Below are 21,805 nucleotides of genomic sequence, written 5' to 3'. Positions count from 1 at the left end.
GCAGCAGGCTAGTTGAAAGCTAGAAAGTCGCTCAGCAACTGGGCGGCGGGGTGATGCCGCCCGGAAGGTATCAGCGGGCCGTGGCCAGCTCTTGTTGGACGCTGCCCACGGTACGTGGCCAAGGTTTACCAGCCTGGACCTTGGCTGGCAAGTTCTTGATTGCCGCAGCGGCGGCATCGCGGTTGGCGAAGTTGCCGTAGGTCACCACGTACAGCGGCTTGCCCTGCAGGTTTTTCCTGAAGTAGCGATAGTCGCCACCCTGCGCCTTGACGAACGACTGCGCCGACGCCTCGGAACTGGTGCCGAAGATCTGCACCACATAATTGCCGGGCTTCTGGCCCGCGTACCAGCTGCTGTTGCCGGCGCCGCCGGCAGCCGGTTTCTCGACGGGTTTGGCTGCAGGCTTGGCGCTCGCGACCTGGGTCGGGGCCGGGGCTGGCTTGGCAGGTGCAACCGGTTTTGCCGGTTGGGTTGCTACAGGTTTTGTCGCAGGCGCAACCGGCTGTACCGGGGCGCTGGTCACCGGCTGGGCCGGGGCCGGCGCAGGACTGGCGGTGGCACCTTGCGGCGGCGCGATGGTGGTCACGGTCGGCGGCACGGCAGCCGATGGCGTGGCTGGCTGCAGCGCAGTGTTGTCGGCCGGCCCGCCGTCTTCACCTTCACCCATGCCAGCGGCCTGGGCCAGCGGTTCGCGCATCACCGGCTGCGACTGACCGACCAGCGGCAACGGCATCGGCTGCGAGGAGCCGGAGAACTCGATGGCGGGCGCGCCGCCGTTGCCGCCCTGGCCCAGGGGCAATTGGGCCTGGGCAGCGGGGGGCGCGTCGGCTGGGGCCTTGTCGCCTTTCTTGGGCATCAGGACCGCAGCGCCAACGGCGACCACGACCACTGCGGACAACGCGAGCACGTGTTTCTTAGGCATTTTGAACCCCATGGATGGTCGCTTGACCGTGGTACGGCTGGCGATCATGGCTTCGATCAAGGTATCGCGGGCGACCTGGTTGATGTTCCCAGGCCAACCGTCGGAGTTTTCGTGGATGTCGACGATCTGCTCGGCGGTGAACACCTCGATGCCCCGGCCAGCACCCTCCAGGCGCTGCTCCAGGTACTCGCGGGTTTCTTCCTCGCTGTACGGGGCCAGTTCAATGACGTGGAATCGCTCGCCATCGGCATTGAGCTCATCCAACCCGGCGATCAGCGAAGGCTCGCCGAACAGGAACACGTGCGGGCGCCCTTCAGCTACGCCTGCCGCCAACTCCAGCAACGCTTGGAGTGCCGACTCGTCAAGTTGTTCCGCATCGTCCACCAGCAGATAGACTTCCTGACCGGTCAGCGCCAGTTGCACCACCTGCGACAGGATCGCCTGCACTTCCGGCTGCGCCACGCCCAGCGACTGCGCCACCTGGCCGAGCACGCTGGCCGCGTCGCTGGCGCCACGGGCGGACACCACCACGCTTTGCACCGACTGCTTGTTAGTGCTGGCCACCAGTGCCTGGCGCAGCAGGGTCTTGCCGCTGCCCACAGGGCCGGTGACCGCCAGCATCAACTGGCTGTAACGCGCCAGGTGGTGCAGCTGGCCAAGCACTGGCTTGCGCTGGGCGGGAAAGAACTTGAAACCGGGCACCCGGGGTGCGAACGGATCGTGGCTCAGCTGGTAATGATCGAGAAACGCCTCATCGGCATGCAGACTGGTCATTGCGTTGTCACAACCTCAAAGCTGGGCCACGATCGCGCGGTAATCCGCCGCCAGCGTGGCCTGAAGAATCTCTGTCGAATAGTCGTCGGTGACGACGGCCTCGCCCAGCTGGCGCAGCAGCACCAGGCGCAGGCGCCCGTCGAGCACTTTCTTGTCGACCGCCATGTGCTCCATGAAATGCGCCGGGGTCATTTCCTGTGGTGGCACCACCGGCAATCCTGCGTCCTGCAGCAGGCGAATTCCGCGATCACGCGCCGGCTGGTCGATCCAGCCCAAGCGCATGGACATTTCCAGGGCCATGACCGTGCCAGCCGCCACGGCTTCGCCGTGCAGCCAGACGCCATAACCCATGTGTGTTTCGATGGCATGGCCAAAGGTGTGGCCAAGGTTGAGCGTGGCACGCACGCCCGATTCGCGCTCATCAGCGCCAACCACGGCGGCCTTGGCCGCGCAGGAGCGACGGATGGCCTCGGTCAGGGCGACGGAGTCCAGGGCACGCAGCGCCTGCATATTGTCCTCGAGCCAGGCGAGAAATGGCTTGTCGCAGATCAGGCCGTACTTGATGACTTCGGCGAGACCGGCGGACAACTCACGCGCAGGCAAGGTTTTCAGGCTGGTGGTGTCGATCAGCACTGCGTTGGGCTGGTAGAAGGCACCGACCATGTTCTTGCCCAGCGGGTGGTTGATGCCGGTCTTGCCGCCCACCGAGGAGTCCACCTGGGACAGCAGCGTGGTCGGCACCTGGATGAAGTCGACCCCACGCTGATAGCAGGCCGCGGCAAAGCCGGCCATGTCACCGATCACCCCGCCACCGAGGGCGACCACGGTGGTGCGCCGGTCATGACGCGCAGTCAGCAGGGCATCGAAGATAAGTTGCAGGGTTTCCCAGTTCTTGTGGGCCTCGCCGTCGGGCAATACCACCGGCAACACCGAGTAGGCACCCAGGGTCTTGCTCAAGCGTTCGAGGTACAGGGGCGCGACGGTCTCGTTGGAAACGATGGCGACCTGCCGGCCGGCAATGTGCGGCGCCAGCAGCTCGGGCTGGTCAAGCAGGCCTTCGCCAATGTAGATCGGGTAGCTACGCTCGCCCAGGTCGACCTTAAGTGTCTGCATGTATCCCCACAATGTACTTGGGCGCGGTGGCACTGTGGCCCCACGCGGTGACGTTAAACCCCGTCTCGGCGTTGGTCGCCGAGGATAGACCCCGCTCAGCGGGGCGGCAACTTCTGCAGACGTTCGAGAATGTCGAGCACGACCATGCGCGGTGGCCGTTCGTCGGTTTCCACCACCAGGTCGGCAATCTCGCGATAGAGCGGGTCGCGTGTTTCAAGCAGGGCACGCAAGGTGGCTTCCGGGTTGGCAGTGCGCAGCAGCGGTCGGTTGCGGTCACGAGAGGTGCGACCCACTTGCTGCTCCACCGAGGCATGCAGGTAGATCACCCGGCCACCGGCATGCAGCGCGGCACGGTTGGCATCGCGCATCACCGCGCCGCCACCGGTCGCCAGAACCACGCCATCGAGCGCGCAGAGTTCGGCGATCATCGCCTGCTCGCGGTCGCGAAAGCCCGGCTCGCCTTCCTTGTCGAAGATCCACGGGATGTTGGCGCCGGTTCGCAGCTCGATTTCCTTGTCGGAATCCTTGAACAGCAGGCGCAGCTCTTTGGCCAACAGGCGCCCGATGGTGCTTTTTCCAGCGCCCATGGGCCCTACAAGTATCAAATTTCGCACAGAATCAACGACTCACAGCAATCGCCTGGTCACTCATGATACGCGGAGTCAGGAAGACCAGCAGCTCGGATTTTTTCTCTTGTAATACATCGCGTCGAAACAGCCGCCCAACATACGGCAGATCGCCGAAAAATGGCACCTTGTCGACCACTTTGTTCTGCGACGTCGAGTACACGCCGCCAATCACAATGGTCTGCCCATCGGTCACCCGGACCTTCGCCGTAACCTCGTTCCTGCGGATCGGCGGCACATCGTTCAGCGCATTGATGAAGTCGGGCTCGTCCTTGGTCACACGCACATCCATCACTACCTTGCCATCCGGGGTGATCTGCGGCGTCACCTCCAGCGACAGGGAGGCCTCGCGAAAGGAAATCGAGGTGGCACCACTGCGCGTGGTCTCCTGGTACGGCACTTCTGTGCCCTTGAGTATGCGCGCAGTCTCCTTGTCGGCCGTGACCACCTTGGGCTGGGAGATGATCTCGCCATTGCCGCTCTTCTCCATGGCGCTGAGCTCCAAGTCCAGCAGAATGTCGCTGCGCAGCAACCCCACGCCGAGCCCGGCATTGGCCCGCTCGACCCCGAGATCGACGAACAGGTCGCTACCCAGGCTCCTGTCCCCCCCATACAACGGGCCACCCCATCGCACGCCCAGCACCTTCTCGTAATCGACGCTGGCCTCGACGATACGCGCCTCGATCATGACCTGGCGCACCGGCACATCCAGTTGCGTCACCAGCCTGCGCAGCTCGGCAAGCCGTTCGCCAGGCTGGGTGACCACCAGCGTGTTGGTCCGCGCATCCACACTGAGGCTGCCGCGCCCCGTCAGAATGCCGTCATCGGCCAGGCTCGCCAGCAACAGCTCCGCCAACTCGGCGGCCTTGGCATGAAAGACCGGGATCAGTTCACGCCGCAAGGGCTCCAGCAACACCTCCTCGCCCATACCCCGGGCCTGCCCGGCCAGTTCCGCAACGGGGGCGATCAGCAGCACATTGCCCTCCTGGCGCCTACCCAGCCCCTTGCTGCGCAGCACCAGGTCGAGCGCCTGCTCCCAGGGCACGTCCTCCAGGCGCAGGGTTATCCGTCCCTGCACCGAATCACTGGCAACCAGGTTGACGCCGGCGTGCTCGGCCATGACCTTAAGCACCGAGCGCAGCTCGACATCCTGGAAGTTGAGCGACATCGGCTCACCCTGAAGCTCCGCTGCCTGCACCGCCAGGATGCTCAACATCAACACCACGCCGCTCAACCATCGTCTCGGCCTCATCCCTGACCTCTCCTTGCTCACGTTCTACAAGCACCAGATACCTGGGACGCGCCTGCCAGCGCCCGCCAAGGTAGATCTGCTCGCGGACCTCGAGCCGATCGGCATCGATTGCCACCACGACCCCCTCATCCAACCCGAGCCGGTCGCCTTGCCCGACCCGATACACGTGCCCCGCCGAACGCAACAACGCCTGGCGGCGCCCTGACTGGGACAGGCTTCCGACCATTTCCAATCGCGCCAAGGGAATATGCCGCAGCTCTTTACCGTGTGTGGCGGGCAACCAGGCCTGAAATGGATCGAACGTGGCCTTCGACTGAGCAGCCTGGGCAGGCTCATCCGCCAAGGCAGCCGGCACGGGAAGTTCTTCCCCTGGGTGATAGGCATGTATCAGCAACCGTGCGCCAACCACCCCTGTGCCCTCTTCCTGCAAGGCCAACCTGAGATGGGGCACGTTCAGCAAACGCAACTGCTGTAGCCACTGCTCAAGCCATAAGCGCAACGCCGGGTAGCGCCCGTGCACGCTGATATCCAGAGGCTGCAGACGGTACCCTGCTGCCTGCAGCGCTTCGTTTACCTCGATGCGTTCGAACGAAAGGCCATGCTCATGGCCCGACAAGGCCAACTGGTCGAGCAGTTCACTCATGCCCTCGCCCGCAGCCAGTCGCCAGCGCAACGCTTGCAGCCCAGTCCTGGCTTGTTCCAGAGCCTGCTGCGCTCGCTCCAGTTCGACAAGTTTTCCCGCCCCATCCGCCAGAACACCCTGTAGCTGCAACTGTCTCTGGACTGCTTCGGCATGGCTATTGAGCGGCTCACGCAGACTGGCGAAATAACCCGCAAAAGCCACCAGAAACAGCAGCCCTACTGCCACCATCCACCGGAACAACCAAGACCTAGCCGCCAGGCCCTGCCAATCCAGGGTCCACGGGCGGTTCATGACTCACCCGCCAACAAGCGCGCCGCCAGCAGGAATTCATCGCCCTGGCCATGACGCCGCAGGTGAACAAGCTCCAGATCCCGCACCATCTTTGCCTGCTCCAGGCCGCGCATAAGCCTGGCCACCACTGAAGCAGAGGCTGCCAAACCGGCAAGGCGCAGACGTCCGTCCTCCACACCCACCTCGGTCAAGCGCGCCCCTTCTGGCATTGCCTGCTCCAGTGCGAGAAACAGCCCGGGCAACTGCGTCCGCCCGGCGCCCAGCGCAGACACCGCTGCTTGCTGGGCCAACAACGCATCCCGTGCTTCACGCAACTGATCGATCTGCCGCAGCGAAGCGTCCAACCGCTCAACGGCCGCCTGCTGCGTGGCGACGACCTGCGCCTGCCTGGCCAGACGCGACCGCGCCATTCGATCAAGCAACATGACCCCGCACAGCGCCACCACCAACGTGGCGACCAGGGCGATCTGGAATCGCCGCACAACGGTTGCCCGGCGCTGTTCGCGCCAGGGCATCAGATTCAGTCGTCCTTTCATGCCAGGCCTCCCATTGCCAAGCCACAGGCCAAGGCCATGGCGGCAGCGGGCACGATGGCTTCATCGAATTCGCCGGCCAGAGGGCCGGGGCGGCCGACATGGCATTTCACGCCCAGACGCTCGGACAGGTCTGCCGCCCGAACCTCATCGACGGCGGACCCGAACAACACAACTTGCTCCAACGCACCCTGGGCACCCGACTGCCAGAGCCCATCGACAGCCTCGGCCCAACGCGCCACAGAGGGCACGACACAGCGCTGCCGATGCGGTACGTGGCCTCCCTGCCAACGATGCAGGACTACCTCATCCGGCTCCAACTGCAGCAGCGCCGTGACGTTTGCCTGCGCCTCGGGCACCAATGCCCGTCGCAACGCAAAGCTGTCCACCTCCACAGCTACCAACTGCAGGCTGGCTTGCGCGAACAAGCGCTCCAGTGGGTCGAGCTGACTTTGCCTACAGGCCACCACCAACACCTCGACCTGCCCGGCATCCTCCGCGCACGGGCCATACACCTGGAAATCCAGGGCAAGGTCTTCCACAGGAAAGGGAAACAGCTGCTCGGCCTGTGCAAGCAAGACAGCTTCGACGCCATGGCCGGGCAACCCTGCAGGCAGGCGGCAAACCTTGCAGATGACCTGCGATGCAGGCAACGCCAGGGCGACCCGGGACTGCGAAGTCCGACACCTGGCATGTGCCTGTCGCAGCCCCGCGACCAGGCACTCCACCTCGTCGCGCCCCAGTGAGCGGCCTAGCGCGCCACCAAGGCGCTCTTGCGCCCAACCCACCACCCGACAACCGCCACGCTGGCGGCGCAGGTGCAGCATTCGTATGGCGTCGGAGGCGATTTCCACCCCCAGCAGTGAACCGGCGTCCCTGCCAAAGCGTCCAAGCATCGCTGTTCCTTCCTGGTCATTGGCTGCCCGCCCCCTTGCGGCGCAGGCGGTCGTCGCTCTCCCCGGGCGGTCACCCGGCGGGGCGAAAAATGCTTATAATGGCCAGCGTTTTTCCTGCCCGCCGGCCCTGTGCGCAATCCACTCTCAACCTGGACACCCAAAAGCCTTGATACGCCTGCTGAAGTTCTTCTGGTGGTCTCTCGTCGCCGTCATCTGCGCGCTCGTACTCGGTGTGAGCGGTGCGTTTCTGTATCTTAGTCCCAGCCTGCCCTCGGTCGACGCGCTCAGAAGCGTCCAGTTGCAAATCCCCCTGAGGGTCTACAGCAGCGACGGCAAGCTGATCGCCGAGTTCGGCGAGATGCGGCGCTCGCCGATCAAGTTCCAGGAAATTCCCCCACAGTTCATCCAGGCGCTTCTGTCCGCTGAGGACGACAATTTCCTCAACCACTATGGCGTCGACCCTAGCAGCCTGATGCGCGCGGCCTCGCAGCTGGTCAAGTCCGGGCATATCCAGAGCGGCGGCAGCACCATCACCATGCAGGTGGCGAAGAACTTCTTCCTCACCAGCGAACGCAGCTTCTCGCGCAAGACCAACGAGATTCTCCTGGCCCTGCAGATCGAGCGGGAATTGACCAAGGACGAAATTCTCGAGCTGTACGTCAACAAGATCTACCTGGGCAACCGTGCCTACGGCATCGACGCCGCGGCACAGGTGTACTACGGCAAGTCGATTCGCGACGTCAGCCTGGCGCAGATGGCCATGATCGCCGGCCTGCCCAAGGCTCCTTCGCGCTTCAACCCGCTGGCCAACCCGGTACGCGCCAAGGAGCGCCGCGACTGGATCCTCGGGCGCATGTACAAACTCGGCAAGATCGACGAAGCCAGCTACCAGGCCGCCCTGGCTGAACCGCTGAATGCCAGCTACCACGTACCGACCCCGGAAGTGAATGCGCCGTACGTCGCCGAGATGGCCCGCGCCGAGATGGTCGGTCGCTACGGCAGCGACGCCTATACCGAAGGCTTCCGGGTCACCACCACGGTGCCAAGCGACATGCAGCAGATGGCCAACAGCGCGGTCCTCAACGGCCTCAGCGAGTACGACGAACGCCACGGCTACCGCGGCCCCGAGGCGCGCTTCCCTGGCAAGACGCGTGCGGCCTGGCTGCAGGAGCTGAGCAAGCAACGTACCCTGGGCGGCCTGGAGCCCGCCATCGTCACCCAGGTCGAGAAGACCGGGTTGAAGGTGATGACCCGTGGCGGCCTGGAGGAAAACGTCGCCTGGGACACCATGAAATGGGCCCGCCCTTACCTCAACAGCAACTCGCAGGGGCGCTCGCCGCAATCAGCAGCCGACGTGGCCCAGGTCGGCGACCTGGTGCGCCTGCAACGCCAGGAGGATGGCAAGCTCAAGTTCAGCCAGGTTCCTGCCGCCCAGAGCGCACTGGTCACCCTCGACCCTTACAACGGCGCCATCCGTGCCCTGGTCGGCGGTTTCTCCTTCGAGCAGAGCAACTACAACCGCGCCATGCAGGCCAAGCGCCAGCCAGGCTCGAGCTTCAAGCCTTTCGTCTATAGCGCAGCCCTGGACAACGGCTACACCGCCGCCAGCCTGGTCAACGATGCTCCCATCGTGTTCGTCGACGAGTACCTGGACAAGGTCTGGCGCCCGAAGAACGACACCAACACCTTCCTCGGCCCGATCCGCATGCGCGAAGCGCTGTACAAGTCGCGCAACCTCGTATCGATCCGCCTGTTGCAGGCGATGGGCGTTGATCGCACCATCGACTACATCGCCAAGTTCGGCTTCAACAAACAGGACCTGCCGCGCAACCTGTCACTGGCACTGGGCACCGCGACACTAACACCGATGGAGATCGCCACCGGCTGGAGCACCTTCGCCAACGGCGGCTACAAGATCAGCCCGTACCTGATCGAGCGTGTCGAGAGCCGCAACGGCGAAACCCTGTTCACCGCCAACCCGCCACGCGTGCCGCAAGGCGACCAGGACCAGGCCGGTCTGGCGGCGCCCGAGCAAGCCATCAGCGTAGCACCGATGCCGGGCGAAGCGCCGTCGGCCGCAGGTCAGGTCACCCCGCCCCCCCAAATGCCCCAGACGCCCGCCGTTGCCGAGCAGATCATCGACGGGCGCACCTCGTACATTCTCACCTCCATGCTGCAGGACGTGATCAAACGTGGTACCGGCCGCCGCGCCCTGGCCCTCGGCCGCTCGGACCTGGCGGGCAAGACCGGCACCACCAACGAGTCCAAGGACGCCTGGTTCTCCGGCTACAACGCTGACTATGTCACTACCGTGTGGGTCGGCTTCGACCAGCCGGAAACCCTGGGGCGCCGCGAATACGGTGGCACCGTGGCCCTGCCGATCTGGATGAGCTTCATGGGCGCAGCGCTCAAGGGCATGCCCGAGCACCCGCCAGCCGAGCCCGAAGGCATCCTCAGCCTGCGCGTCGACCCGATCAGCGGCCGCGCCGCCACGCCGAGCACGCCGAACGCCTACTTCGAACTGTTCAAGGCCGAGGACTCGCCACCATCGGCGGACGAACTGGGCAACGGCGCAGCTCCGGGCAGCCCGCTGCCGGCAGATGAAGCAGCGCCGATGGATCTCTTTTAAGCTGCAAGCTGATGGGCGCCGCCCTGTCGCTTGAAGCTTAAAACTCGAAGCAAAAAAAACCGGCTCATATGAGCCGGTTCTTTTTTGCGTTCTGCTTTAGCCGTTGAACACGTCATCCACGCTCTTGAGCGGGTAGTGCTTCGGATACGGCAGGGTAGCCACACCCGACTCGATGGCGGCCTTGGCCACGGCATCGGAAACCACGGTGATCAGGCGAGCGTCCAGCGGCTTCGGAATGATGTACTCACGGCCGAACTCCAGGGCTTGCACGCCATAGGCTTCGCAGACTTCCTTCGGCACCGGCAGCTTGGCCAGGTCCTTCAGGGCGATGGCGGCAGCGATCTTCATCTCTTCGTTGATGCGCTTGGCGCGAACGTCCAGGGCACCACGGAAAATGAACGGGAAGCCCAGTACGTTGTTGACCTGGTTCGGATAGTCGGAACGACCGGTGGCCATGATCACGTCGCTGCGGGTGGCGTGAGCCAGCTCCGGGGCGATTTCCGGGTCCGGGTTCGAGCAGGCGAACACGATCGGGTTGGCGGCCATCGACTTCAGGCCTTCGGCGCTCAGCAGGTTCGGGCCGGACAAGCCGACGAACACGTCTGCGCCGTCCAGGGCGTCAGCCAGGGTGCGCTTGTCGGTGGCGTGGGCGAACTGGGCCTTGTACTGGTTCAGGTCGTCGCGGCCAGCGTGGATCACGCCGCTGCGGTCGATCATGAAGATGTTCTCGACCTTGGCACCCATGCTCACCAGCAGTTTCATGCAGGAGATGGCCGCGGCACCGGCGCCCAGGCAGACGATCTTGGCGTCTTCGAGCTTCTTGCCGGCGATTTCCAGGGCGTTGATCATGCCGGCCGCGGTAACGATCGCGGTGCCGTGCTGGTCATCGTGGAAGACCGGAATGTCGCACTGCTCGATCAGCGTGCGCTCGATCTCGAAGCACTCAGGTGCCTTGATGTCTTCCAGGTTGATGCCGCCGAAGGTGATGGAGATGCGGCGAACGGTGTCGATGAAGGCTTGCGGGCTCTCCGACTCGACTTCGATATCGAACACGTCGATACCGGCGAAACGCTTGAACAGAACACCCTTGCCTTCCATGACCGGCTTGGAGGCCAGCGGGCCGAGATCACCCAGACCGAGGATGGCGGTGCCATCGGAGATCACCGCAACCAGGTTGCCCTTGCCGGTGTACTTGTAGGCCAGCTCAGGATCACGGCCGATCTCGCGCACAGGCTCGGCGACACCCGGGCTGTAGGCCAGGGCGAGGTCACGGGCGGTGGCGGTTGGCTTGGAGAGCTCGACGCTCAGTTTCCCCGGACGAGGCTGAGCGTGGTATTCGAGAGCGGCGGTTTTCAGGTCTGACATGATGGGCATTCCGCTATTTACTGTTCTGACGGACCGCCGAGGATACGCAAAGAGCCGGGGGGCGACAAGACTGCCCGGTCACTATGTGTCAAGGCCTTTGGCCTACGACTTTACGCTATAACCCACGGGGCTTACGGGAGCCAGTGTGTACAATCCAATAGCAAAATGTCTACAACTATTTAGCCAGAAACAAGCGCCAACATGCTCGGATCGGTCAATGGCAACAGCCAGCGTCGCTGCCCAGGCTTGAGCCCGCCCTTGCGGGAACGATCCAGCACCCAGCCACGCGCCTCAACCTGGCGTCCCTTGAGGTTAGCGAAGAAGCTGGCGGGGAAGTGGCGCTGCAGACGAGCGGGAACCTGCAGGACCACGTTCTCGTCAAGCTCCAGCCAGATGCCGCTGCGATTACGCTCGATCCCGTTGATCCTGCCGCCGATCACTGCGAATCCGGATTGCCGCACCTCGCGCCCAGGCGTGACCGGTGATTGTCTCCACAGCCCTGCCCTGGCGTGGCGTGCCTGATGCTCGGCCTGCTGCTGGCAGCCCGACAGTTGCACGTTGGGTGCAATGGCCACCTGGTAGCCCAGGCCCTCGCTGAGCAGTTGTGCTTCCAGATTGTTGCCAGTGCGGCCATAGATATGCGCCAGGATACGGCCGTACTTGTCCTTGGGTTCGACGCCCGGAACCAGCCCGACACGGCCATCGCTGGCCTTCACCAGCGCCTGCAGGCGCTTTTTGGCAGCCTCGGCATAAGGTTCGCTGGAGCGCCCCTTGCGGCCGATTTCGGGGGCATTGATACCGATCAACCGCACGCTGCGCCCATCGCTCAGGCGCAAGGTGTCGCCATCGACCACGTGACGTACCGCCACCGCTTGCACCTTGTCGGGCATCGGGCAGAAGGCCAGGGCCGGGAAATGCCAGATCGCGGCCACAAAAAAGGCGCCCACAAGGGGCGCCTTCTTTTGCAACAACGCGAACCCCGAAGGCTTCGCCATGTGCATGATTACTTCTTGGCACCGAACATGCCGAAGCGATCGGCGAACTTCTGTACGCGGCCGCCGGTGTCCAGGACTTTCTGCTTACCGGTGTAGAACGGGTGGCACAGGTTGCAAACGTCGATCGCCAGGACGCTGCCCATGGTCGAACGAGTTTCAAACTTGTTGCCGCAGCTGCAGGTGACTGCAACTACTTCGTAGTTCGGATGAATATCTGCTTTCATGGTCACTTCCTCGAGCTGCGTGCCGCCACCCAACACCTATTGTTGAATACCGCACGTAATTAGGCGGCGAATAATACCAGAGAGCGGCCGTAGCGCAAGTTGTCGCTTGCACCGACCGTCGTCTGCTAGGCTCGCCTGATTTGTGAAACGCCCTCCAGAGACCTTCCGCGTGTCCGACGTCATTCTGCGCCTTGCCCTGCCCTCGCCCCTGCGTCGCCTGTTCGACTACCGGGCGCCCGCGAGCATGGCGCGCCAGGCATTGACGCCCGGCATGCGCATCCGCGTGCCGTTCGGCCGCCGCGAGATGATCGGGGTGCTGGTAGAAGTCGCCGAGCACAGCGAAGTGCCTGCCGACAAGCTCAAGCCAGCCAGCGCCCTGCTCGACCCTGTCTCACCCCTGCCGCCGGCATTGTTCAAGCTGTGCCTGTGGACGGCCCAGTACTACCAGCACAGCCTGGGCGACACCCTCAACTGGGCCCTACCGACGCTGCTGCGCCAGGGCGAACCGGCCGAGGCACGCCAGGAACGCTTCTGGCATGTCGCGCCCGGTGCGCGCCTGGAAGACCCCCGCATCGCCCGTGCCCCGCGCCAGCGCGACGCCCTCAAGACCCTGTCGCAGCACCCCCACGGCGTGGCCCACAGCCTGTTGAGCAAGCTTGGCCTGAACAAAGACAGCCTCGACCTGCTGCTGGCCAAGGAGATGGTGGAAGTCGAAGTACGCCGCCACCTGCCGGCCGCGCGCCACGAGCACTGGCTGGCCCAACCGGAACTACCGCTCAACGAAGAACAGCGCGCTGCTTTCGAGGCTGTGCGCTCGGGCTTCGGTGCCTTCCATGCCTACCTGTTGGCCGGCGTCACCGGTAGCGGCAAGACCGAGGTCTACCTGCAGCTGATCCGCGAAACGCTCGAGGCCGGCAAGCAGGCCCTGATCCTGATCCCCGAGATCAATCTCGGCCCGCAGACCCTGCAACGCTTCGAGCAGCGCTTCAACGCGCGCATCGCCCTGCTGCATTCTGCGGTGGGCGATCGCGAGCGCCTGGACGCCTGGCTGGCGGCACGTGATGGCGATGCGGACATCATCATCGGCACCCGTTCGGCGCTGTTCACCCCGATGAAGAACCCAGGCCTGATCATCATCGACGAAGAGCACGACGGCTCCTATAAACAGCAGGAAGGCCTGCGCTACCACGCCCGCGACCTGGCCGTGGTGCGTGCGCACCAGGAGAACATCCCGATCCTGCTGGGCTCGGCCACACCGTCGCTGGAAAGCCTGCACAACGCCCACAGTGGCCGCTACGGCCTGCTGCGCATGAACCAGCGCGCCGGCGGCGCCAAGGCGCCCCGCTTCCTGCGCCTGGACGTACGCAGCCTGCCACTGGACAGCGGCATCAGCGGCCCGTTGCAGCAGGCCATCCGCCAGACACTCGAGGCCGGCCAGCAGGTGCTGGTGTTCCTCAACCGCCGCGGCTTCGCCCCCACATTGCTGTGCCACGACTGCGGCTGGCTCTCCGAATGCCCACGTTGCGATGCGCGCATGACCGTGCACCAGCGCTCCGCCGTGCTGCGCTGCCACCATTGCGGCTACGACGAGCGCCTGCCGCTGCAGTGCCCGCAATGCGCCCACGTCGACCTGCGTCCCGTGGGCGCCGGTACCGAGCGTGCCGAGGAGCGTCTGAAGGTGCTGTTCCCGGATTACCCGATCCTGCGCGTGGACCGCGACAGCACCTCGCGCAAGGACGCCATGCACAACCTGTTCGCCACTATCCAGCGTGGTCAGCCGAGCATCCTGGTCGGCACCCAGATGCTGGCCAAGGGGCATCATTTCCCTCGCGTCACCCTGGTCGCGATCCTCGATGCCGACGGCGGGCTGTTCTCCGGCGACTTTCGCGCCGGCGAACACATGGCCCAGCTGATCGTCCAGGTGGCCGGCAGGGCCGGGCGCGCCGAGGAACCGGGCAAAGTCATCGTGCAGACCCACCTGGCAGACCACCCGTTACTGGTGCAGTTGACCGAACAGGGCTACTTCGCCTTTGCCGAACAGGCCTTGAGCGAGCGCCGTGCGGCCGGACTGCCGCCGTTCGCCCACCTGGCACTGCTGCGCGCCGACGCGCACAAGCCGGGCCAGGCGGAAGGCTTCCTTGACGAAGCCTGCGCCGCTGCCGAGCGCATACTTGCCGAGCAGGGCCTGCACGGCATCGAGTTGCTCGGCCCGGTGCCGGCCCCCATGGAGCGACGGGCGGGCAGATTCCGTGCGCAACTATTGCTCCAAGCCAATGCCCGTGCCCCCCTGCATCGACTGATCAGTGCCTGGTTGCTAGTGTTGGAGCAGATGCCATCGGGGCGGCAAGTGCGCTGGTCGCTGGACGTCGATCCGGTCGACCTTTACTGACTGTTTGAGGTTTGGCGTAGGAGCGGGCTCGCCCCAAAAGGTTGGCAACCCGCCCCCGGCAACGGATAATGCCCAGTTTTTCCACCTGCGCATCGAAGCGCTCCACCGCGCTTGCGGTCGAAAAGAGAACCCCATGAAAGACACCATTCGCCAGCTGATCCAGCAAGCCCTCACCCAACTCGTCGCCGACGGTGTGCTGCCTGAAGGGCTGACGCCGGCGATCCAGGTGGAAAACGCCCGGGACAAGACCCACGGTGATTTCGCCAGCAACATCGCCATGATGTTGGCCAAACCGGCCGGAATGAAGCCCCGCGACCTGGCCGAGAAGATCATCGCCGCCCTGCCGGCCAGCGCCGATATCACTAAAGTCGAGATCGCCGGCCCCGGCTTCCTCAATTTCTTCCAGAACACCGAAGCGCTGGCAGGCCGCCTCGACGCTGCCCTGGCCGATGGCCATCTGGGCGTGCGCAAGGCCGGCCCGGCGGAAAAGGTGGTGATCGACATGTCCGCACCGAACCTGGCGAAGGAGATGCACGTCGGCCACCTGCGTTCGACCATCATCGGCGACAGCGTTGCACGGGTACTGGAGTTCCTCGGTGACGACGTCATCCGCCAGAACCACGTGGGTGACTGGGGTACCCAGTTCGGCATGCTCATGGCCTACCTCCAGGAAAACCCGATCACCAGTGACGAGCTGTCGGATCTGGAGAACTTCTACCGTGCGGCGAAGAAACGCTTCGACGAGTCCGAAGAGTTCGCCACCCGCGCCCGCGGGCTGGTGGTCAAGCTGCAGGCCGGTGATCCCGAGTGCCTGGCGCTGTGGACGCGCTTCAAGGACATCTCCCTGTCGCACTGCCAGAAGACCTACGAATTGCTCAACGTCAAGCTGACCATGGCCGACGTGATGGGTGAGAGCGCCTACAACGACGACCTGGCCAACGTGGTCGCCGACCTCAAGGCCAAGGGTCTGCTGGTCGAGGACCAGGGTGCCCAGTGCGTGTTCCTCGAGGAATTCAAGAACGCCGAGGGCGAGCCATTGCCGGTGATCGTGCAGAAGGCCGATGGCGGCTATCTGTACGCCACCACCGACCTGGCCGCCGTGCGTTACCGCAGCAACAAGCTGCAGGCCGACCGTGCGCTGTACTTTGTCGACCAGCGCCAGGCCCTGCACTTCAACCAGGTGTTCGAAGTGGCCCGCCGCGCAGGTTTTGTCGGCCACCCGATGAAGATGGAGCACATGGGCTTCGGCACCATGAACGGCGCCGATGGCCGCCCGTTCAAGACCCGCGATGGCGGCACCGTCAAGCTGATCGACCTGCTCACCGAGGCCAAGGAACGCGCCTATGCGCTGGTCAAGGAGAAGAACCCGTCGCTGGCCGAGGACGAGCTGCGCCACATCGGTGAAGTGGTCGGCATCGGCGCGGTCAAGTACGCCGACCTGTCCAAACATCGCACCAGCGACTACAGCTTCAACTTCGAACTGATGTTGAACTTCGAGGGCAACACTGCGCCGTACCTGCTGTACGCCTACACCCGCGTGGCCGGCGTGTTCCGCAAGCTCGGCAAAGGCTTCGACGAAGTCGAGGGCAGCATCGTCCTGCAGGCGGCGCACGAGCAGGACCTGGCCGCGCGCCTGGCGCAGTTCGGCGAGATCCTCAATAACGTCGCTGAAAAAGGCACGCCTCACGTGCTGTGCACCTACCTGTACGACCTCGCCGGCCTGTTCTCCAGTTTCTACGAGAACTGCCCGATCCTTTCCGCCGAAACCGCCGAACAACAGCAAAGCCGCCTGCGCCTGGCTGCCCTGACCGGTCGCACCCTCAAACAGGGCCTGGAGCTGCTTGGCCTGGAAACCCTGGAGCGCATGTAAGTTGGCTGCAAAGAAAAAGCCCGCGCCCAAGCGCGGCGCCAGCCGCCACCAGCCACCCGCCAAGCAACCGATCCCCGGCTGGGTGTGGCTGGCGGTCGGCCTGACCGTGGGGGCGTTCATCGTCTTCCTGATGAAACTCGAGCCCGGTGGCGCTGATATCAAGCGCACCAAGCCCGAGCAACATAAGCAGGAGAAGGTCGCCGAAGCGAGCAAGACCACCACACCGACGCCCCAGCAACCAGTGAAGCCGAAGTATGACTTCTACACCCTGCTGCCGGAGTCGGAAGTGATCGTGCCGCCCGAGGCCGTGCCGGAGAAAACCCCGCCGGTGCCGGCACAACCGCCCGTGCCAAGCACGCCGGTCACCCCTGCGGAAGCGGCGAAGATCGATACCGCCCGCGCCCAGGCCGCCCTGCTGGGCCAGACACCGCCACCGGCACCACCGGTGATCAAGCCAGCGGCCACGACCCAGTTCTTCCTGCAGGCCGGATCGTTCCGCAAGCAGGCCGATGCCGACAAGGTCCGTGCGCAGATCATCCTGCTTGGCCAGGCGGTCAAGGTTGAGTCAGGCACGGTGAAGGAAGAGACCTGGTACCGCGTGATGGTCGGCCCGTTCAGCAACCGCGAACAGTTGACCGTGGCGCAGAAACAACTGGCCGGGGCAGGTTTCAGCAACCTGCTGCTGCAACAGCGGCGTCAGTAATGAAAAAGGCCTTGCCGCTCGTAGCGACAAGGCCTTTTTTCATACCCGGCGACGCTCGGCGTTGACCTGGGAAATCTGGCTGTTGAGCGTCCAGAAGTCATACAGCACGCCCAACAGGAACAACCCGCCGGTGAACAGGTAGATCAGCGCGCTGATCCACTTACCCTGATACAGCCGATGCACGCCGAAGATGCCGAGGAAGGTCAGGAGTATCCACGCCAGGTTGTAGTCCACGCCGCCCGACTCGAAACGCATGTCGGCCTCACGGTCCATCGACGGGATCAGGAACAGGTCGATCAGCCAGCCGATGCCCAGCAGGCCTAGAGTGAAGAACCAGAGGGTTCCGGTGATCGGCTTGCCGTAGTAGAAGCGGTGCGAGCCGGTGAAGCCGAAGATCCACAGCAGGTAGCCGAGAACCTTGCTATGGGTGTCGTGCGAGGGGGCACCCTGTTGATAACCATTCATTCGAAGCCCTCGTGGGATAGCCGAAAATTTTCTAAGGAAAAATGTGACTTTTTCGTTTTGACCCGACATATGGTACGTGCTTGAGCGACCAACGGATCAGAATCTGATCAAAAAGCTGTTATAAAGTTGCGCGCCAACACTTATAAGAGCTTCATCTATGCCACCTTTTATCAAGACATGGCTGACCCTCTGCCTTTTGTTACCCCTGGCCGCCCACGCCACCAACCGTGAGCAACGACTTCCCAGCGGATTCACCGGCTATACGACCAACGCCGATGCCACGGTGAAACGCACCCCGATCCAGTATCGCAGCAGTTCCGTGCGCGCTCGCCCGGCCAACGCCGCCAAGCAGCAACACGCTGTGGGCATGCAGGCCATGGCCATGTCACCCAAACAGAGCAGCGAAGTGCTCAGCCGCGCCGTGAACGTACTGGGTACGCCCTATCGCTGGGGCGGCAGCAGCCCGAAGAAGGGCTTCGATTGCAGCGGCCTGGTCAAGTACGCGTTCAACGATGTGGCCGATGTCGACCTGCCGCGCACCTCCAACGCGATGGCTCAGGGCCAGGGCGTCAAGGTGGCCAAGAGCGATCTCAAGCCGGGCGACCTGATCTTCTTCAACATCAAGAGTCGCCGGGTCAATCACGTCGCCATCTACCTGGGCAACGATCGCTTCATCCACGCGCCACGCACTGGCAAGCGGGTGAGTATCGACAGCCTGGAAAAACCCTATTGGCAAAAGCACTACGTGGTCGCCAAGCGCGTCCTGCCCAAAAACCAGCAGACGCTGGCCCTGGCCAAGCGCTAGACCGTCAATCGCGGACTTGCTCCGCGATTGCCCCCAGCAGGCAGCAGTGCTAATCAACCAGCCCTTTCTGCCTGAGCGCCTGCATCGCCCCTTCCATCGTCCGCATTCCCAGCGCCGCACCCGCCTGCATCACCGACTGCAGCTGTGCCATGCGCCCCTCGCGAATCAGGTTGCGCACCGCCGGCGTCGCCATCAGCACCTCCCGTGCCGCGACCCTGCCGCCGCCCACCCGCCTGACCAGCACCTGAGCCACCACCAGGCGCAGTGATTCGGCCAGCATCATGCGCACCAGCGGCTTCTCGTCGGCCGCGAACACCTCCACCAGCCGGTCGATGCTGCTCACCGCCGAGCGGGTGTGCACCGTTGCCAGCACCAGGTGCCCGGTTTCTGCCGCGCGCAACGCCAGACGGATACTCTCCAGATCACGCAACTCACCCACCATGATCACATCCGGGTCCTGGCGCAGGGCACTGCGCAGCCCTTGGGCGAAGTCACGGCTGTGCACGCCGATCTCCCGCTGGTTGACCAGGCAAGCCTGGCCGCTGTGGATAAATTCGATAGGGTCTTCAAGGGTGATGACCTGTAACGCGCGTTCGCGATTGATCTGATCGAGCAGCGCCGCCAGGGTGCTGGACTTGCCGCTACCCGTCGGCCCGCCCACCAGCACCAGGCCATCCCGGCATTGCGCAACGGTTTGATACACATCGTTCAGCTCAAGTTCATCGAGGCTGGGAACCCGCGCCGGGATCAGCCGCACGCTTGCGCCCAGCCCATTGCGCTGGCGGAACAGGTTCAAGCGCAGCCGCCCCACGCCGGGCAAGCTCAGCGCCAGGTCCAGTTCATCACCGCTTAGCCATTGCTGCCGCTGCCGGTCATCGAGCAGGCCGGCCATTCCCTGCTCCAGAGCTGCGCAGGTCAGCACCGGCACCGCCAGGCGCTGCAGCTCGCCATCCAGGCGCAGCAACGGCGGCTCGCCCACGGCCAGGTGCAGATCGCTGGCGCCCGCGGCCACGGCCCGGCCCAGCAGGTCGGTCACATCCATGAGACTCCCCAACGGCGATCAAGCAGGTAGAATGCCGCAGACCCCAAAGCCGTCGGCGACGAACCATGTCCACCCTAGCAGACAATATTTCCGTCATTGCCCGCCGCATCGACAGCGCGGCCCGGGCCGCCGGGCGTGACCCGGCCAGCGTGCAGCTGCTGGCGGTGAGCAAGACCAAGCCCGCCAGCGCCATCCGCGAGGCTCATGCCGCTGGCCTGTGCCACATGGGTGAGAACTACCTTCAGGAAGCCCTGACAAAACAACAGGCGCTTTCCGACCTGCCCTTGATCTGGCACTTCATCGGCCCCATTCAGTCGAACAAGACCAAGGCCATCGCCGAGCACTTCGACTGGGTACATTCCGTGGATCGCCTGAAGATTGCCCAACGCCTCTCGGAGCAGCGCCCCGCCGAGCTGCCACCGCTGAACATCTGCCTGCAGGTGAATGTCAGCGGCGAGGCCAGCAAGTCCGGTTGCTCGCCCGCCGAACTGCCAGCCCTGGCCCAGGCCGTGAACGTCCTGCCCGGCCTTCGCCTGCGCGGGTTGATGGCGATCCCGGAACCTACCGAGGACCGCGCCGAGCAAGAGGCCGCTTTCGCCACGCTGCGTGAACTGCAGGCCCAGCTCGGCCTCGGCCTGGACACCCTGTCCATGGGCATGAGCCATGACCTGGAAGCCGCCATCGCCCAAGGCGCGACCTGGGTCCGCATCGGTACCGCCTTGTTCGGCGCCCGCGACTACGGCCAGGCCTGATTCCATGCTTAACTCACTCTTCCCCCACAAGGACCCGACATGAGCAAGACTCGTATTGCCTTTATCGGCGCCGGCAACATGGCCGCCAGCCTGATCGGCGGCCTGCGCGCCCAGGGCCTGGACACCGCACTGATTCGCGCCAGCGACCCAGGTGCCGAAACCCGCGCACGCATCACTGCCGAGCACGGCATCGAAGCCTTTGAAGACAACGCCAAGGCTATCGATGGCGTGGACGTGATCGTCCTGGCAGTCAAACCGCAAGTCATGAAAGCGGTCTGCGAAACACTGAAGCCGAACCTGAAACCGGGCCAGCTGGTGGTTTCCATTGCCGCCGGCATCACCTGCGCCAGCCTGCAGGCCTGGCTGGGCGCGATCCCCCTGGTGCGCTGCATGCCGAACACCCCGGCGCTGCTGCGTCAGGGTGTCAGCGGCTTGTACGCAACCCGGGAAGTTTCCATGGAACAACGCTGCCAGGCCGAACAGCTGCTGTCAGCCGTGGGCACCGCCCTGTGGCTGGAGCACGAACAACAACTGGACGCCGTCACAGCCGTCTCCGGTAGTGGCCCGGCGTATTTCTTCCTGCTGATCGAAGCCATGACCGCTGCCGGCGAAAAACTCGGCCTGCCGCGCGAGACCGCCTCGCAACTGACCCTGCAGACCGCCCTGGGCGCCGCCCGCATGGCGGTTTCCAGCGACGTCGACGCCGCCGAGCTGCGTCGGCGCGTGACCTCACCGGCCGGCACCACGGAAGCGGCGATCAAATCGTTCCAGGCCAACGGCTTCGAGGCCATCGTCGAAAAGGCCCTGCAGGCCGCGGCGAAGCGCTCGGCCGAGCTGGCCGAGAAACTGGGCAAATAAGGAGCCTTTGATGAATGCACTGTCCGGCGCCGCGATCTTCGTGGTGCAAACCCTGGTCAGCCTGTACCTGGTGATCGTCCTGCTGCGTTTCGTGCTGCAGCTGGTCAAGGCCGACTTCTACAACCCGCTGAGCCAGTTCGCCGTGCGCGCCACCCAGCCACTGCTCAAGCCGCTGCGCCGCGTGGTCCCCAGCATCGCTGGCCTGGATACCTCCTCGCTGCTGCTGTCGATCATCATCCAGGCGCTGTTGATGGCCTTCGTGCTGATGGTCACCTACGGTACCTTCGGCGACGTCCTGCACCTGCTGATGTGGTCGATCCTGGGCATCACCTCGCTGTTCCTGAAGATCTTCTGGGTGGCGATGATCGTCATGGTGATCGTCTCCTGGGTCGCGCCAAACAGCCACAACCCGGCCGCCGAACTGGCCTACCAGATCAGCGAACCGGTGCTGGCGCCGTTCCGTCGCCTGGTGCCAAACCTCGGCGGCATGGACATTTCGCCGATCTTCGCCTTCATCGCCATCCAGGTGATCCAGTCGTTCCTCATGCCCCAACTGGCAGCCTACGCCGGCATGCCGCAAGAGCTGTGGCGGATGATCTGACCCGGCCTGCATCCGGCGGCAAGCCTTTGCTTGCCGCTGGGGGTAGCGCTCTTTAGA

20 protein-coding genes are annotated in these 21,805 nt (G+C 64.3%); 8 read left to right on the top strand and 12 right to left on the bottom strand.

Features of this window, described 5'->3' with window-relative positions; genetic code table 11:
* Positions 1–70 precede the first annotated feature (70 nt).
* From DFS21_RS06555 to pilM, 7 genes are all read right to left on the bottom strand, one after another.
* Positions 71–1,696: an AAA family ATPase gene (locus tag DFS21_RS06555; protein WP_111532007.1), complete on the bottom strand. Its 1,626-nt coding sequence runs from the start codon at positions 1,694–1,696 to the stop codon at positions 71–73.
* A gap of 15 nt (positions 1,697–1,711) precedes the next feature.
* Positions 1,712–2,809 carry a 3-dehydroquinate synthase gene (gene aroB, locus DFS21_RS06550; RefSeq protein WP_023631794.1) on the bottom strand — a complete coding sequence of 366 codons (1,098 nt, stop codon included), beginning with the start codon at positions 2,807–2,809 and terminating at the stop codon, positions 1,712–1,714.
* A gap of 95 nt (positions 2,810–2,904) precedes the next feature.
* Complete coding sequence (gene aroK / locus DFS21_RS06545) at positions 2,905–3,423, bottom strand: shikimate kinase AroK (protein ID WP_038706967.1); 519 nt, start codon at positions 3,421–3,423, stop codon at positions 2,905–2,907.
* A 4-nt stretch (positions 3,424–3,427) separates the two neighbouring features.
* Positions 3,428–4,651: a type IV pilus secretin PilQ gene (locus tag DFS21_RS06540; RefSeq protein WP_110697540.1), complete on the bottom strand. Its 1,224-nt coding sequence runs from the start codon at positions 4,649–4,651 to the stop codon at positions 3,428–3,430.
* Positions 4,608–5,621, bottom strand: coding sequence for a pilus assembly protein PilP (locus tag DFS21_RS06535; protein WP_110697375.1), 1,014 nt, complete (start codon positions 5,619–5,621; stop codon positions 4,608–4,610). The genes DFS21_RS06540 and DFS21_RS06535 overlap by 44 nt, the downstream gene beginning before the upstream one ends.
* Positions 5,618–6,157 (bottom strand): PilN domain-containing protein, encoded by a 540-nt coding sequence (locus tag DFS21_RS06530; protein WP_146230396.1) that lies wholly within the window; start codon positions 6,155–6,157, stop codon positions 5,618–5,620. The genes DFS21_RS06535 and DFS21_RS06530 overlap by 4 nt, the downstream gene beginning before the upstream one ends.
* The gene (pilM, locus tag DFS21_RS06525) at positions 6,154–7,050 is read right to left on the bottom strand and encodes a type IV pilus biogenesis protein PilM (protein ID WP_110697371.1); all 897 of its coding nucleotides are present in this window, start codon (positions 7,048–7,050) and stop codon (positions 6,154–6,156) included. The genes DFS21_RS06530 and pilM overlap by 4 nt, the downstream gene beginning before the upstream one ends.
* 169 nt (positions 7,051–7,219) lie before the next feature.
* On the opposite strand from pilM, the gene DFS21_RS06520 reads away from it, so the two are divergent.
* Positions 7,220–9,679 (top strand): penicillin-binding protein 1A, encoded by a 2,460-nt coding sequence (locus DFS21_RS06520; RefSeq protein WP_371926787.1) that lies wholly within the window; start codon positions 7,220–7,222, stop codon positions 9,677–9,679.
* A gap of 96 nt (positions 9,680–9,775) precedes the next feature.
* Here the strand turns inward: DFS21_RS06520 and DFS21_RS06515 are convergent, their stop codons facing one another.
* The 3 genes from DFS21_RS06515 to rpmE all read right to left on the bottom strand — a co-directional run bounded on the left by DFS21_RS06515 (position 9,776) and on the right by rpmE (position 12,263).
* Complete coding sequence (locus DFS21_RS06515) at positions 9,776–11,044, bottom strand: malic enzyme-like NAD(P)-binding protein (protein WP_046853841.1); 1,269 nt, start codon at positions 11,042–11,044, stop codon at positions 9,776–9,778.
* A gap of 179 nt (positions 11,045–11,223) precedes the next feature.
* A complete protein-coding gene (locus tag DFS21_RS06510; protein ID WP_110697367.1) occupies positions 11,224–12,045 on the bottom strand; it encodes a thermonuclease family protein in 822 nt (273 codons plus the stop codon).
* A 2-nt stretch (positions 12,046–12,047) separates the two neighbouring features.
* A complete protein-coding gene (gene rpmE, locus DFS21_RS06505) occupies positions 12,048–12,263 on the bottom strand; it encodes a 50S ribosomal protein L31 (protein ID WP_031315083.1) in 216 nt (71 codons plus the stop codon).
* 169 nt (positions 12,264–12,432) lie between these two features.
* Between rpmE and DFS21_RS06500 the strand changes: the two genes are divergently transcribed.
* The 3 genes from DFS21_RS06500 to DFS21_RS06490 all read left to right on the top strand — a co-directional run bounded on the left by DFS21_RS06500 (position 12,433) and on the right by DFS21_RS06490 (position 17,225).
* Entirely contained in the window at positions 12,433–14,652 is a 2,220-nt protein-coding gene (locus DFS21_RS06500) for a primosomal protein N' (protein ID WP_111532006.1), read from the top strand.
* A 133-nt stretch (positions 14,653–14,785) separates the two neighbouring features.
* Positions 14,786–16,522 carry an arginine--tRNA ligase gene (gene argS, locus DFS21_RS06495; RefSeq protein WP_111532005.1) on the top strand — a complete coding sequence of 579 codons (1,737 nt, stop codon included), beginning with the start codon at positions 14,786–14,788 and terminating at the stop codon, positions 16,520–16,522.
* 1 nt (position 16,523) lies between these two features.
* The gene (locus DFS21_RS06490; protein ID WP_102681779.1) at positions 16,524–17,225 is read left to right on the top strand and encodes an SPOR domain-containing protein; all 702 of its coding nucleotides are present in this window, start codon (positions 16,524–16,526) and stop codon (positions 17,223–17,225) included.
* A 39-nt stretch (positions 17,226–17,264) separates the two neighbouring features.
* Here DFS21_RS06490 and DFS21_RS06485 read toward each other — a convergent pair whose 3' ends face one another.
* Positions 17,265–17,690, bottom strand: a complete 426-nt coding sequence (locus tag DFS21_RS06485; protein ID WP_102681780.1) for a TM2 domain-containing protein — start codon at positions 17,688–17,690, stop codon at positions 17,265–17,267.
* Between the two features lie 157 nt (positions 17,691–17,847).
* On the opposite strand from DFS21_RS06485, the gene DFS21_RS06480 reads away from it, so the two are divergent.
* On the top strand, positions 17,848–18,495 hold the full coding sequence (locus DFS21_RS06480) for a C40 family peptidase (protein ID WP_111532004.1): 648 nt from the start codon (positions 17,848–17,850) through the stop codon (positions 18,493–18,495).
* A gap of 49 nt (positions 18,496–18,544) precedes the next feature.
* Here DFS21_RS06480 and DFS21_RS06475 read toward each other — a convergent pair whose 3' ends face one another.
* A complete protein-coding gene (locus tag DFS21_RS06475) occupies positions 18,545–19,537 on the bottom strand; it encodes a type IV pilus twitching motility protein PilT (protein ID WP_111532003.1) in 993 nt (330 codons plus the stop codon).
* 65 nt (positions 19,538–19,602) lie between these two features.
* On the opposite strand from DFS21_RS06475, the gene DFS21_RS06470 reads away from it, so the two are divergent.
* The 3 genes from DFS21_RS06470 to DFS21_RS06460 are packed head-to-tail and all read left to right on the top strand — an operon-like array spanning position 19,603 to position 21,748.
* The gene (locus tag DFS21_RS06470; RefSeq protein WP_110697357.1) at positions 19,603–20,289 is read left to right on the top strand and encodes a YggS family pyridoxal phosphate-dependent enzyme; all 687 of its coding nucleotides are present in this window, start codon (positions 19,603–19,605) and stop codon (positions 20,287–20,289) included.
* Positions 20,290–20,328: 39 nt separating this feature from the next.
* The gene (gene proC / locus DFS21_RS06465; protein WP_111532002.1) at positions 20,329–21,147 is read left to right on the top strand and encodes a pyrroline-5-carboxylate reductase; all 819 of its coding nucleotides are present in this window, start codon (positions 20,329–20,331) and stop codon (positions 21,145–21,147) included.
* Positions 21,148–21,157: 10 nt separating this feature from the next.
* A complete protein-coding gene (locus DFS21_RS06460; protein ID WP_023630880.1) occupies positions 21,158–21,748 on the top strand; it encodes a YggT family protein in 591 nt (196 codons plus the stop codon).
* Positions 21,749–21,805: the final 57 nt, after the last annotated feature.

This window comes from Pseudomonas sp. 2848 (assembly GCF_003253945.1).
Lineage (GTDB): Bacteria > Pseudomonadota > Gammaproteobacteria > Pseudomonadales > Pseudomonadaceae > Aquipseudomonas.
This window is presented reverse-complemented; position numbering and strand designations above follow the sequence as displayed.

Bases quoted from the DNA above. Each gene is read 5' to 3' on its own strand.
- pilM (WP_110697371.1), bottom strand. From the start codon at position 7,050: ATGCTTGGACGCTTTGGCAGGGACGCCGGTTCACTGCTGGGGGTGGAA.
- argS (WP_111532005.1), top strand. From the start codon at position 14,786: ATGAAAGACACCATTCGCCAGCTGATCCAGCAAGCCCTCACCCAACTC.
- aroB (WP_023631794.1), bottom strand. From the start codon at position 2,809: ATGCAGACACTTAAGGTCGACCTGGGCGAGCGTAGCTACCCGATCTAC.
- DFS21_RS06470 (WP_110697357.1), top strand. From the start codon at position 19,603: ATGTCCACCCTAGCAGACAATATTTCCGTCATTGCCCGCCGCATCGAC.
- proC (WP_111532002.1), top strand. From the start codon at position 20,329: ATGAGCAAGACTCGTATTGCCTTTATCGGCGCCGGCAACATGGCCGCC.
- DFS21_RS06475 (WP_111532003.1), bottom strand. From the start codon at position 19,537: ATGGATGTGACCGACCTGCTGGGCCGGGCCGTGGCCGCGGGCGCCAGC.
- DFS21_RS06530 (WP_146230396.1), bottom strand. From the start codon at position 6,157: ATGAAAGGACGACTGAATCTGATGCCCTGGCGCGAACAGCGCCGGGCA.
- DFS21_RS06535 (WP_110697375.1), bottom strand. From the start codon at position 5,621: ATGAACCGCCCGTGGACCCTGGATTGGCAGGGCCTGGCGGCTAGGTCT.
- DFS21_RS06515 (WP_046853841.1), bottom strand. From the start codon at position 11,044: ATGTCAGACCTGAAAACCGCCGCTCTCGAATACCACGCTCAGCCTCGT.
- DFS21_RS06555 (WP_111532007.1), bottom strand. From the start codon at position 1,696: ATGACCAGTCTGCATGCCGATGAGGCGTTTCTCGATCATTACCAGCTG.
- DFS21_RS06480 (WP_111532004.1), top strand. From the start codon at position 17,848: ATGCCACCTTTTATCAAGACATGGCTGACCCTCTGCCTTTTGTTACCC.
- DFS21_RS06460 (WP_023630880.1), top strand. From the start codon at position 21,158: ATGAATGCACTGTCCGGCGCCGCGATCTTCGTGGTGCAAACCCTGGTC.
- rpmE (WP_031315083.1), bottom strand. From the start codon at position 12,263: ATGAAAGCAGATATTCATCCGAACTACGAAGTAGTTGCAGTCACCTGC.
- DFS21_RS06540 (WP_110697540.1), bottom strand. From the start codon at position 4,651: ATGTTGAGCATCCTGGCGGTGCAGGCAGCGGAGCTTCAGGGTGAGCCG.
- DFS21_RS06485 (WP_102681780.1), bottom strand. From the start codon at position 17,690: ATGAATGGTTATCAACAGGGTGCCCCCTCGCACGACACCCATAGCAAG.
- DFS21_RS06510 (WP_110697367.1), bottom strand. From the start codon at position 12,045: ATGCACATGGCGAAGCCTTCGGGGTTCGCGTTGTTGCAAAAGAAGGCG.